The organism is Geodermatophilus sp. URMC 65, assembly GCF_053502545.1.
Genome location: NZ_CP199954.1, coordinates 2,625,816 through 2,637,821, shown reverse-complemented (window position 1 = coordinate 2,637,821; position 12,006 = coordinate 2,625,816). Strand labels below are relative to the sequence as shown.

The window sequence follows — 12,006 nt, the reverse complement described above, 5'->3', positions numbered from 1 at the left end:
CCCCCTGCCCCCGCCACCCGCGGGCTCGCGCCAGGCCCCCGTCCAGAGGCTCGCCGCGAGCTTGCGAGCGGTGAGGAGGACGGGGGCCTTGTCCCTGCAGGGAGCCTGCGAGCCTCTGGGCGGGGCCAGCCGCCTCGGTGCGTGGACGTCCTACGATCGCGCCACGGTGGGCGGAACGCCGCCCACGTCGACGAGGAGTGGTCATGCGAGATGCCGTCATCTGCGCCGCGGTGCGCACCCCGGTGGGCAAGCGGGGAGGTGGGCTGTCCGGCGTGCACGCCGTGGACCTGTCGGCCACCGTGCTGGACGCGCTGGTCGAGCGCACCGGTATCGACCCGGCCGTGGTCGACGACGTGTTCTGGGGCTGCGTGAGCCAGGTCGGCGAGCAGACCTTCAACATCGCCCGCAACGCCGTCCTGGCCGCGGGCTGGCCGGAGTCGGTGCCCGGGGCGACGATCGACCGGCAGTGCGGCTCCTCGCAGCAGGCGGTGGCGTTCGCCGCGGCGACCGTGATCAGCGGGCAGGCCGACGTCGTGGTCGCCGGTGGCGTCGAGTCGATGAGCCGGGTGCCGATGGGTGCCGCCCGCGCGGACGGCCTGGCGGGCAAGCCGTTGGGGCCACGCTTCCTCGAGCGCTACGGCGGGGTCTTCCCCAACCAGGGCATCGGGGCGGAGATGATCGCCGAGCGCTGGGGCTTCTCCCGCACCCAGCTCGACGAGTACTCGCTCGCCTCGCACGAGAAGGCGGCCAAGGCCCAGGCCGACGGCGCCTTCGACGAGGAGATCGTCCCGGTGACCACGCCGGACGGCACCGTGGTGCGCGCGGACGAGGGCATCCGCCCCGGCGGCACCCTGGAGAAGCTGGCCACGCTGAAGACCCCGTTCAAGGAGGACGGCGTCATCAGCGCCGGCAACGCCAGCCAGATCTCCGACGGGTCCGCCGCGCTGCTGGTCACCACCTCGGAGAAGGCCCGCGAGCTCGGCCTGCGCCCGCTGGTGCGCATCCACACGACGGTCATGGCCGGCGACGACCCGGTCATCATGCTGACCGCCCCCATCCCGGCCACGCACAAGGTGCTGCAGCGCTCAGGCCTGTCGGTCGACGACATCGGGGTGTTCGAGGTCAACGAGGCGTTCGCGCCGGTGCCGCTGGCCTGGCAGGTCGAGACCGGGGCCGACGTCGACCGGCTCAACTCCCGGGGCGGCGCGATCGCGCTGGGTCACCCGCTGGGCGGGTCCGGCGCTCGCATCATGACGACGCTCGTCCACACCATGCAGGCCACCGGCGCCCGCTACGGCCTGCAGACGATGTGCGAGGGCGGTGGGATGGCGAACGCGACCGTCCTGGAGTTGCTCACCTCCTGATCCACAGGCCCCGGTCGACGGCCCCCGGTCCCTCGTGGACCGGGGGCCGTCGACGTCCTGGGGACGGCGTCGTGGGAGATCGGGATCTGCCGTGGTCAGGCCGCGTGTCGCGCTACCACAGGACGGGTAGGACGGCGAGCGCAGGGCTGCCGCCATGTCGACTCGTCCACAGTTGTGTGCACAGCTGGGGATGAACTCACAGGGCTGTAGTTACTCGGCTGCCCTTCTCGTCACATCTGTCCCACCCGTGGTGAACCTGCAGGTCAGCTGCGCGCGGTCGAACAGGCGTTCTCCACACATCGTGGACAACCCTGGGGGTTCAGCGCTTTGTCGACCTGTGGACAGCGCCGAGCAGCTGTGCACAGCGCCGCGTGTGGACAACACTGTGCGTATCCGGCTGGTGACAGACGAGCGGCCCCGTCCCGTGGGACGAGGGCCGCGTCGAGTGGTCCTGGCCCCTCCCCGAGCGTCGGAGGAGCGGGCAGGAGGGCTCTCTCAGCGCCAGCGCATCGACATGACCAGGCCGGCCACCATGAGGCCGAAGCCGATCAGGAAGTTCCAGTACTCGAGCCCCGACATGAACGGGATCCGGTCGCCGGCGACGTAGAACACGACGATCCACAGCAGCCCCAGCAGCATGAGGGTGACCATGAGCGGGGCGTACCAGCGCGGGCTGGGCTGGAGGGCCCGCGCGCTCGTCGTCCCGGACTGCAGGGTGCCCTGCGGCGGCGTGTAGACCGACTTCTTGCGCACCTTGGACTTGGGCACCGATCGACTCCCTCCGGGGCCGGTCCGTCGCGACCGGCCGTGACGGTTCCCCAGCCTAAGCTGCAGCTGTGGCCTCAGCCCGCACCCTGCGCCCACGGATGACCCGTGGGGGTACCGCGTGGGCCGCCCTGGTGCCCGTGGTGGCGCTGGCGGCCGGCCTGCTGTTCGCGACGTCGAGCCAGACCGCCCAGGGCACGGACCTGCGCGGCGGGGAGGCCACCGAGCTCTCCGCCCTCATCCCCGCCCGGGAGGACGTCGTCGCCCAGCAGGAGGAGCAGCTGGCGGCGCTGCAGGCCCAGGTGCAGGCGCTCACCGACCAGGCTGCGTCCCGCGACGGCGACGTGGCGGCCGCCCGCGACGCCGGGGAGGCCGGCGCCCTCTCGGCGGGCCTGGTGGCCTTCACCGGCCCCGGTGTGGAGATCACCCTGGACGACGCCCCGCGCCGGCCCGACGGCTCGCTCCCCATCGGCGCCCGACCCGACGACGTCGTCATCCACCAGTCCGACGTGCAGGCCGTGGTGAACGCCGTGTGGGCCTCCGGCGCCGACGCGGTGGCGATCATGGACCAGCGGCTGATCGCGACCAGCGCCGTCCGGTGCGTGGGCAACGTCCTGCTGCTGCACGGCCGCACCTGGTCGCCGCCGTTCGTGGTCACCGCCATCGGCGACGCCGACGCGATCCGCGCCCAGCTGGCCGCCTCTCCGCAGGTGCAGGTGTTCCAGCAGGCGGTGGAGGACTACGGCCTGGGCTTCGCCGTCCAGGAGCGCGGCCAGCTCACGCTGCCGGCCTACGACGGCCGGCCGGCGATGGAGTACGCCACAGCCGCTGCCGGCTGAGGCCTCGTGCAGGTGAAGGACCCCGTCCTCCCCACCCCTCGCACGCTCGGGGCGGGATCCGGACGGGGCCGGGCGGGGGTACGGGGTCCTGCTGGTACACAGGGATCGTGAGCCGCCCCGTCCTCGTCGTCGACAACTTCGACAGCTTCGTCTACAACCTGGTCCAGTACCTGGGTCAGCTGGGCGTCGAGTGCGTCGTCCGGCGCAACGACGCCGTCACCGTCGACGAGCTGCCCGACCTCGACGTCGCCGGGGTGCTGCTGTCCCCGGGCCCGGGGACGCCGGCCGACGCGGGGGTGACCGTGCCGATGGTGCGGGCCGCCGCCGAGGCCGGGACGCCGGTCCTGGGCGTGTGCCTGGGCCACCAGGCGATCGGCGAGGCGTTCGGTGCGGAGGTCGTCCGCGCACCCGAGCTGCTGCACGGCAAGACCAGCCAGGTGGTGCACGAGGGCGCCGGCGTGCTGGCCGGGCTGCCCTCCCCGTTCACCGCCACCCGCTACCACTCGCTGACCGTCGACCGCGACACCGTGCCCGCAGAGCTCGAGATCACCGGGACGACGCCCTCGGGCATCGTCATGGCACTGCGGCACCGGGAGCTGCCCATCGAGGGCGTGCAGTTCCACCCCGAGTCGGTGCTCACCGAGGGCGGCCACCGGATGCTCGCCACCTGGCTGGCGGCCTGCGGCCTGGCGCCGGACCCGGCCACCGTCGAGGCGGCCAGCGCCGCGGCCCACCGGCTCACCACGGTCGCCACGACCGCTTGAGCGGCCCCTGAGACGACAGCAGGGCCCCTCCCCGTGCGCGGGGAGGGGCCCTGCTGCCGTCTGCGGCTAGTTCGGGGGCCCGACGCCGCTGTTGTTGCCGGCGCCGCCTCCGCCACCGTTGTTGCCGCCCGAACCGCTGCCGGGCGTCTGCCCGCTGGGAGTGGGGCCCTGAACGGTCAGCGTGACGCGGGTGTCGGGGCTGACCTCGGCGCCCGCGGGCGGGCTCGTGCTCACCGCAGTCGCCTGGGCCGGATCGACCTCGGCGCCGGTGCTGTCGACGACGCGCACGTCGGTGAAGCCGAGGCCCTCGAGGGCGTCGAGCGCGGCGTTCGCGGATTGTCCGGCGACGCGGGGGACGGTGACCGTCTCCGGCTCCGAGGGGCCGCTGGACACCTGCAGGGTGATCAGGTCGTCCGCGGAGACCTGCTCGCCGCCGGAGGGGTCGGTCGCGACCACGGTGCCCTCGGGCTGCTGGGACTCGACCTGCTCGGAGGTGACGTTGGTGAAGCCGGCGCCCCGCAGCGTCTGGGTGGCCGCCGCCTGCTGCTGGCCGGTGACGTCGGGCACCTCGGCGTCGCCGTCGGACACCTGCAGGGTCACGGTGGTGCTCGGGTCGACCGACTGACCCTCGCCGGGGCTGACGTCGACGACCTGGTCAGCGGGCGCCAGCGAGTCGATCTCCTCGGTCTCCACGCTGTCGAAGCCCGCGTTCCCCAGGGTGTTCTCGGCACGGTCGACGTCCAGGCCGATCACGGCCGGGACCTCGATGGTGTCCGGCCCGACTCCGACGGTCAGGTCGACCGTGCTGCCCGGGTCGACCTGGGTGCCGCTGGACGGGTCGGTGCCCAGCACGGTGTCGATCTGGGACGCGTCGTCGGTCACCTGGTTGGTCACCGTGCCGACGGTCAGGCCGGCGGCTTCCAGGTTCTGGGTGGCCGTCGCCCGGTCCTGGCCGGTCAGGTTCGGCACCGGTATCTGCGTGGCCGTGGGCTCGGCGGCCGGCTGGTCGTCCCCGGCGTTGACCAGCAGCGCCACGGCGATTACACCGCCGAGGATCAGCACGCCGGCGATGACCGCGGCGATGATCCGGTTGCGCCGGCGCTTGCCGGCGGCGTCGTCCTCGTCGTCCCAGTCGCCGCCGCCGTACCCGCCGGGCGGGGCGCCGATGATCGCGGTCTTCTCGGCGTCGCCCATCACCGGCGTGGCCTCGACCCGCTGGCCGGCCAGCGCCCGCAGCAGGTCGTTGCGCATGTCCGCAGCCGACTGGTAGCGGTTGGCCGGGTTCTTGCTCAGCGCCTTGAGCAGGATGGCGTCGAGCTCCGGCGGGATCGCCGGGTTCACCGACGACGGCAGCCTCGGGTCCTCGCGCACGTGCTGGTAGGCCACCGAGACCGGCGAGTCGCCGGTGAACGGCGGCGCTCCGGTGACCAGCTCGTAGAGCAGACAGCCGACCGAGTAGACGTCGGAGCGGGCGTCGACGCTCTCGCCGCGGGCCTGCTCGGGGGAGAGGTACTGGGCGGTCCCTATCACCGCGGCCGTGGAGGTCATGGTCGCGGCCGAGTCCGACACCGCGCGGGCGATGCCGAAGTCCATGACCTTGACCGTGCCCTCGGGCGTGACCATCACGTTCCCGGGCTTCACGTCGCGGTGCACGATGCCGTTGCGGTGGCTGAAGTCCAGCGCGTTGCAGATGTCGGCCGCGAAGTTCATCGCCCGCTCCGGGGGGAGCACGCCCTCCCGGCGCAGCACGTCGCGCAGGGTGTCGCCCTCGACGTACTCCATGACGATGTACGGGGTCGCGCCGCTCGAGCTCCGGTCCTCGCCGGTGTCGTAGACCGCGACGATCGCCGGGTGGTTCAGCGAGGCCGCGGCCTGCGCCTCCCGGCGGAAGCGGACCTGGAAGGAGGGGTCGCGCGCGAGGTCGCTGCGCAGCACCTTGACCGCCACCTCGCGGCCGAGGCGCAGGTCGCGGCCGCGGTGCACCTCGGCCATGCCGCCGCGACCGAGCACCCCGCCGATCTCGTAGCGCTCACCGAGCACCTGGGGCGTGGTCATCGGGGGTCCTCTCGGGCGGTGCGGTCCTGCGTCCGGGCGGGACCCGGGGGAGCGCAGCGGACGGGTGGGCCGGCGGGCAGCGTAACCGCTGCGACGGCCAGGACCCGGGCGGCGCGAGGGGTGCGGCTCACGCCGTCGGACCCGCGCCCTGGACCGCTTGCTGCTGGTTCTGGCCGTCCCCCTGCGGCCGGCCGTTGCCGCCCTGGTCGGGGCGGTCGGGCGCCGGCTCAGCGGGCAGCTCGGGCTCCCGGACAGCCGACCCCTCGGCCTCGGAGCTGGACGCGGCCGCCGAGCTCGACGGGGCCGCTGCCGAGCTCGACGGGGCCGGCGCCGAGCTCGACGGGCGTGGGTTGTTGGCCGTCGTCGGGGCCGGAGCAGCGGTCGTCCGGGGCGGGGCCTGGGTGGTCGGCGCCGCGGGAGCCTCGTCCCCACCGGTGCCGGGGTCCTCGTCGCCGGTGTCGGGGGCGTAGTCAGCAGCGGCGTAGTACAGGGTCACGGTGTCGCCGGGCGAGACGTTCGTGTTCGCCGGGTCGGTGGTGACCACGTCGCCCTCGTCCAGGGTCTGACCGACCGCGGCCAGCTGCGCGGCACTGGCCTCGTCGGTCTCGACCTGCAGGTCGGCGGCACGCAGGAGGTCCGCGACGTCCTCGACGTTGTCCCCGACGTAGTCGCCGGTCGCGACGAAGAACGTCCCCGGCGCCGCGCTGGTGGCCGTGGTCGGTGCCGCGGTGGTGGGGGCGGCGTCGGTGCCGGTCGAGCCGCCGTCCCCGCTGCTCGAGAGGGCCCACAGCCCGCCGCCCACCAGCGCGAGCAGCAGCAGGCCGGCGACCAGCCACACCCAGGGCCTGCGGCGGCGGCCGTCGTCCGTCGGCGGAGGGGCGTGCCGGCCGTCCGCGTCGTCGTCGTCCGTGCGGCGCAGGGGTGGCATGGCGCCCACCGAGGTGCGTGCCCCGGTGACGGCGGCCCCGCCGGCGGACGCGGCGCCCAGCACCTGGGTGCGCGAGTCGGCGAGGTCGTCGACGACCTCGGTCTGCGCCGTGGGCGCGGCGCCCACCGGGTACGGCGGCGTCGTCGCGGGCCCCGCCGCCGGGGAGGCAGGGGAGACGCCGTTGCCGGAGGCCACCGACCGGATCGCGGCGGCGAAGGCGGCGCCGTCGGGGAAGCGGTCGGCCGGGTCCTTGGCCAGGGCGCGCTCGATCAGCCGCCGCACCGCCGGGGGCACGTTCGCCGGGAGCGGCGGCGGCTGGCGGTTGATGTGCGCCAGCGCCACCGCGACCTGCGACGTCCCGTCGAACGGCCGGCCGCCGGTCAGGCACTCGTAGCCCACGACGCCGAGGGAGTAGACGTCGGAGGCGGCGGTGACCTCGAAGCCCTGCGCCTGCTCGGGGGAGAGGTACTGGGCGGTGCCGACGACCATGCCGGTGCGGGTCAGCGGTGTGGCGTCGCGGGCCCGGGCGATGCCGAAGTCGGTCAGCTTCACCACGCCGTCGGGGCGCACGATGAGGTTGCCCGGCTTGATGTCGCGGTGGACGACGCCGGCGTGGTGGGCGGCCGAGAGCCCGTCGGCGGCCTGGCCGAGGACGTGCAGCGTCCAGTCGACCGGGAGCTTGCCCTCCTCGTGGAGGATCGTGACCAGCGGCTTGCCCTCGACCAGCTCCATGACGAGGAAGGCCAGCCGGGCGCCGCGCTCGTCCTCGGTCTCCCCGTAGTCGTAGACCGAGGCGATGTTGGGGTGGGACAGCGCCGCGGTGTGCCGCGCCTCATTGCGGAAGCGGGCCACGAAGCTCGGGTCGCCGGTGAACTCGCTGCGGAGCACCTTGGCGGCGACCTCGCGGTCGAGGACGCGGTCGCGAGCACGCCACACCTCGCCCATGCCGCCCGTGGCGATGGGTGCGGTGATCTCGTAGCGCCCGGCGAGGATCGTCCCGGTCGACAGTGCCATCAGCCGCCCTGCCCATCGAGGTAGGCCTGCATGACGTCCCGGGCGATGGGGGCGGAGACGTCGCCGCCCGTGCCGCCGCCGTTGGCCACGAAGACCGCCACGGCGATCTGCGGGTCGTCGACCGGCGCGAACCCGATGAACCAGTTGTGGTCGGGGCCGGCGTTCTCCGCCGTCCCGGTCTTGCCCGCGACGGGAACGCCGGGGATCCGCGCGCGCCGGCCGCTGCCGTTCTCCACGACGCTGGTCATCATCTCGGTCAGCTGGTCGGCGACGTCGGCCGAGACCGGCTCGCTGAGCTCCTCGGGGTCGGTCTGGTCGATGACCGACAGGTCGGGGGCGCGCACCTGGTCGACGAGGTAGGGGCTCATCAGCGTCCCGTCGTTGGCCACCGCGGAGGCGATCATCGCCGCCTGCAGCGGGGTGAGCTGCACGTCCTGCTGACCGATCGAGCTGACCCCGAGCGCCGCGTCGGTCTCGATCTCCCCGAGCGTGCTCTCCGACACGGGGAGCGGGGTCTCGAGGGGGTCGCCGCCGATGCCGAACGCCTCGGCCATCTCCCGCACCCGGTCCTCACCGAGGTCGATGCCGAGCTGGGCGAAGGCGGTGTTGCAGGAGATGGTCAGCGCCTCGAGCAGGCTCTGCCGGCCGCTGGGGTCGCAGGCCGAGCCGCCGAAGTTCTCCAGCGCCGTCCTGGTGCCCGGCAGGACGAGCTCCTGGGGCGCCGGGATGACGGTGTCGGGGGTGTACTGGCCGCTGGCCAGCGCCGCGGCGGACACGACCACCTTGAAGATCGACCCCGGCTCGTAACGGGCGTTGATGGCCCGGTTGAGCCGGGGGTCGACCTCCATGCCGTCGAGCTGCGCGGCGTAGTCGCGGATCGCGGCCGGCTCGTGGCTGGAGAGCTGGTTGGGGTCGTAGGTCGGGGTGCTCGCCATGCCCAGCACCGCCCCGGTCGAGGGGTCGAGGGCCACGACCGCACCGGTGACGCCCTCGAGTCCGGCCATCGCCGTCTCCTGCACCGCGGGGTCCAGGGTCAGGACGACGTCGCCGCCGGCGGGGTCGCGCCCGGTGAACAGGTCGGCCAGGCGCCGGGTGAACAGCCGGGCGTCGTCGCCGGAGAGCACGTCGTCGGCCGCGCGCTCCACCTGGGCGTTGCCGTAGACCAGCGAGTAGTAGCCGGTGACCGGGGCGAACACCGGGCCGTTCGCGTACTGCCGCAGGTAGGTGAGTCGGTCGTCGGTCGGGACCGAGTTGGCGATCTCGGTGCCGCCGGCCACGATCGAGCCCCGCTCGCTGTCGTACTCCTCGACCAGCACGCGGGTGTTGCGGCCGTCGGAGCGCAGCTCGTCGGAGCGGACCACCTGGATGACGTTGACGTTGACGATCAGCAGCGTGAACAGCACGAGCACGCTGATCGCGACGCGGCGCAGGGGGGCGTTCACGTCTGCACCACCTCGGTCGGGGCGTCACCGAGCGCGGGCTTGGGCGGCCCGGTGGGGGCGGCCGGACGGCGCGCGGCGTCGCTGATCCGCACCAGGACGGCGACCAGCACGAAGTTGGCCACCAGCGACGAGCCGCCGTAGGCGAGGAACGGCGTGGTCAGGCCGGTCAGCGGCAGCAGGCCGGTGACCCCGCCGAGGACGACGAACACCTGCCAGGCGATGGCGAAGGACAGGCCGGCGGCCAGCAGCTTGCCGAACGCGTCGCGGCAGATCAGCGACGTGCGCAGCCCGCGCTCCACCAGCACCAGGTAGACGATGATCACCGCGACCAGGCCGAACAGGCCCAGCTCCTCACCGACCGCGGCGGCGATGAAGTCGCTCTTGGCCACCGGCACCTGGTCGGGGCGGCCACCACCGAGCCCGGCACCGAAGAGCCCCCCGGTGCCCAGGCCGAACAACGCCTGGGCCACCTGGAAGCCGGAGCCGTCGTAGTACTCGAAGGGGTCCAGCCAGGAGTCGACGCGCTGCTGCACGTGGCCGAACAGCTGGTAGGCGACGAGCGCGCCGCCGGCGAACAGGCCCAGGCCGATGAGCAGCCAGCTGGCCCGCTCGGTGGCCACGTAGAGCATCACCACGAAGATGCCGAACAGCAGCAGCGAGCTGCCCAGGTCGCGCTCGAAGACCAGCACGAGGATCGACAGCCCCCAGGCCACCAGCACCGGGCCGAGGTCGCGGCCGCGGGGCAGCTCCAGGCCCATGACGCGGCGGCTGGCCAGCGCCAGGACGTCGCGCTTGTCGACGAGGTAGGCGGCGAAGAAGACCGTCAGGCAGATCTTGGCGAACTCGCCGGGCTGGATGCTGAAGCCGGCCACCCGGATCCAGATCTTGGCGCCGTTGACCTCCGAGAGGGACGACGGCAGCACCGCCGGGATGGCCAGCAGCACCAGGCCGACGAGGGCCAGCGTGTAGGCGAACCGGGACAGCAGCCGGTGGTCGCGCAGCACCAGCAGCACGCCGACGAACAGGACCAGGCCCAGCGTCGCCCACACCAGCTGGACGGGGGCGTCCTCCCGGCTGACCGCGCTGTCGGCCTGCCGGGCGGCCAGGTCGAGCCGGTGGATGAACGACAGCCCGAGACCCACCAGCAGGGCGACCGCGGGGAGCAGCAGGGGGTCGGCGTAGGGCGCCCACCGGCGCACGACGAGGTGCGCGGCGGCCCACAGCGCGGTGAACCACACCCCGAAGGTCGCCAGCTCCGTGGTCAGCGAGCCGGTGACGGTGAGGTCGACGATCGCCTGCGCGACCAGCGTGATCAGGACGGCGAAGCCGAGCAGGGCCAGCTCGGTGTTGCGGCGCTTGGGCGGGTTCGTCGTCCCCGGCGCCGCGGCGCGGGGGTCGGTTGTCGGGCCGGACGTCACGGGGCCTCCCGGCAGTCCACCCCGGGCTCGTACGTCCTCGTCGGCTGGGTCGACGTCGGCGCGGGAGTCGTCGGTTCGGGCGGGGTGGGGGCGACGTCGGTCGGTGCCGCGCCGTCCGGAGCCGGCGTGGGGGAGGGCGACGGGGGCGCGGTCGGCGCGACCGTCGCCGGCTCGACGTCCTCCTCGGTGGGGCACGGCTCCAGACGCTCCTCGCGCAGGTTCGACACGATGCGCTGGGCGTGGGCGGCGCCGGTGGCGTCGATGCCTCGTTGCACCTTGCTGGCGGCGGCCGGGGCCAGGTCGGCGACGGGGAGGTCGGTGACGTCGAAGACCTGGTTGAGGTCCATGCCCAGCAGCGAGGTGTCCAGGCCGCGGAAGACGGTCACGCGCGCGCCGTCAGCGGTGTCCTGCACCCCGACGAACCAGTTGGACAGCACCCACAGGTAGGCGCCCACGGCGGCGGCACCCAGCAGGACGACGGCGGCGAGCGCGCCGAGCACCCGTCGGCGCCCGCGGCGGGGCGCCGGGGCGGCCGCCGTGGGTTCCGCCGACGCGCTGGGCTCCGGTCGCGGGTCGGCCAGCGCGGCCCGCCCGGCGGCCGAGCGCGGGTCGACCGCGCGCTGCCCGACGTTGTCGCCCGCGGCACCGTCGACCACCGGCTCGACCGGGTAGGTGCCCTCGCCGTCGTCCTCCACGACGTCGGCCACGATCACCGTGATGTTGTCCGGCCCGCCACTGCGCAGCGCCAGCTCGACCAGCCGGTCGGCGGTCGACTGCGGGTCGGGGTCCTGCAGGGCCTCGGCGAGCGTCTCCTCGCTGACCACGCCGGACAGGCCGTCGGAGCAGAGCAGGTAGCGGTCGCCGGCACGGGCCTCGCGCATCGACAGGTCGGGGTCGACGTCCTGCCCGTTGAGCGCGCGCAGCAGCAGCGAGCGCTGCGGGTGGTGGTTGGCCTCCTCGGGCGTGATCCGCCCGTCGTCGATCAACGTCTGCACGAACGTGTCGTCGTGGGTGATCTGCTGCAGCACGCCGTCGCGCAGCAGGTAGGCGCGCGAGTCGCCGACGTGGCACAGCGCCAGCCGGCCGCCGGCGAACAGGACGGCGGTGAGCGTGGTGCCCATGCCCTCCAGCTGCGGGGACTCGCGGATCACCTCGCGCAGGTGCTCGCTGCCGTCGAAGACCGCCTCGCGCAGCGCCTGCAGCATGTCGCCGCTGGGCGCGTCGTCGTCCAGGTGCTCGAGGGCGGCGATGACCACCTTGCTGGCGACGTCGCCGGCCGCGTGGCCCCCCATGCCGTCGGCCACGGCGAGCAGCCGGGGCCCGGCGTAGACCGAGTCCTGGTTGTTGCCGCGGACCAGGCCGCGGTCGGACCGGGCCGCGTAGCGCAGCGCGAGGCTCATCGGGGCAGGCTCCCCGG

Annotated in this window: 9 protein-coding genes; 3 read left to right on the top strand and 6 right to left on the bottom strand. The window is 73.9% G+C overall.

The annotated features are described in order from the left end of the window. Positions 1-203 precede the first annotated feature (203 nt). A complete protein-coding gene (locus ACWIX7_RS12840; protein ID WP_448621921.1) occupies positions 204-1,364 on the top strand; it encodes a thiolase family protein in 1,161 nt (386 codons plus the stop codon). A gap of 495 nt (positions 1,365-1,859) precedes the next feature. On the opposite strand, the gene crgA is transcribed toward ACWIX7_RS12840, so the two are convergent. After that, positions 1,860-2,132, bottom strand: a complete 273-nt coding sequence (crgA, locus tag ACWIX7_RS12835) for a cell division protein CrgA (protein ID WP_448621920.1) — start codon at positions 2,130-2,132, stop codon at positions 1,860-1,862. A gap of 98 nt (positions 2,133-2,230) precedes the next feature. Here crgA and ACWIX7_RS12830 point away from each other — a divergent pair, with 98 nt between their 5' ends. Both ACWIX7_RS12830 and ACWIX7_RS12825 read left to right on the top strand, forming a co-directional pair. Further along, entirely contained in the window at positions 2,231-2,968 is a 738-nt protein-coding gene (locus ACWIX7_RS12830; RefSeq protein WP_448621919.1) for a DUF881 domain-containing protein, read from the top strand. Between the two features lie 107 nt (positions 2,969-3,075). After that, positions 3,076-3,732 carry an aminodeoxychorismate/anthranilate synthase component II gene (locus tag ACWIX7_RS12825; protein WP_448621918.1) on the top strand — a complete coding sequence of 219 codons (657 nt, stop codon included), beginning with the start codon at positions 3,076-3,078 and terminating at the stop codon, positions 3,730-3,732. 66 nt (positions 3,733-3,798) lie between these two features. Here the strand turns inward: ACWIX7_RS12825 and pknB are convergent, their stop codons facing one another. The 5 genes from pknB to ACWIX7_RS12800 form a co-directional block, all read right to left on the bottom strand. Then, positions 3,799-5,787, bottom strand: coding sequence for a Stk1 family PASTA domain-containing Ser/Thr kinase (gene pknB, locus ACWIX7_RS12820; RefSeq protein ID WP_448621917.1), 1,989 nt, complete (start codon positions 5,785-5,787; stop codon positions 3,799-3,801). Between the two features lie 127 nt (positions 5,788-5,914). After that, positions 5,915-7,729: a protein kinase domain-containing protein gene (locus ACWIX7_RS12815; protein ID WP_448621916.1), complete on the bottom strand. Its 1,815-nt coding sequence runs from the start codon at positions 7,727-7,729 to the stop codon at positions 5,915-5,917. Continuing rightward, positions 7,729-9,171, bottom strand: coding sequence for a peptidoglycan D,D-transpeptidase FtsI family protein (locus ACWIX7_RS12810; RefSeq protein ID WP_448621915.1), 1,443 nt, complete (start codon positions 9,169-9,171; stop codon positions 7,729-7,731). The genes ACWIX7_RS12815 and ACWIX7_RS12810 overlap by 1 nt, the downstream gene beginning before the upstream one ends. Further along, positions 9,168-10,589: an FtsW/RodA/SpoVE family cell cycle protein gene (locus tag ACWIX7_RS12805; RefSeq protein ID WP_448621914.1), complete on the bottom strand. Its 1,422-nt coding sequence runs from the start codon at positions 10,587-10,589 to the stop codon at positions 9,168-9,170. The genes ACWIX7_RS12810 and ACWIX7_RS12805 overlap by 4 nt, the downstream gene beginning before the upstream one ends. After that, positions 10,586-11,989 (bottom strand): PP2C family protein-serine/threonine phosphatase, encoded by a 1,404-nt coding sequence (locus ACWIX7_RS12800; RefSeq protein ID WP_448621913.1) that lies wholly within the window; start codon positions 11,987-11,989, stop codon positions 10,586-10,588. Before ACWIX7_RS12800 ends, ACWIX7_RS12805 begins: the two co-directional genes overlap by 4 nt. Positions 11,990-12,006: the final 17 nt, after the last annotated feature.

What these genes read in the sequence shown, in the direction of transcription:
- ACWIX7_RS12830 (WP_448621919.1), top strand. Translation starts at nt 2,231, where the DNA reads ATGACCCGTGGGGGTACCGCGTGGGCCGCCCTGGTGCCCGTGGTGGCG.
- pknB (WP_448621917.1), bottom strand. Translation starts at nt 5,787, where the DNA reads ATGACCACGCCCCAGGTGCTCGGTGAGCGCTACGAGATCGGCGGGGTG.
- ACWIX7_RS12815 (WP_448621916.1), bottom strand. Translation starts at nt 7,729, where the DNA reads ATGGCACTGTCGACCGGGACGATCCTCGCCGGGCGCTACGAGATCACC.
- ACWIX7_RS12840 (WP_448621921.1), top strand. Translation starts at nt 204, where the DNA reads ATGCGAGATGCCGTCATCTGCGCCGCGGTGCGCACCCCGGTGGGCAAG.
- ACWIX7_RS12800 (WP_448621913.1), bottom strand. Translation starts at nt 11,989, where the DNA reads ATGAGCCTCGCGCTGCGCTACGCGGCCCGGTCCGACCGCGGCCTGGTC.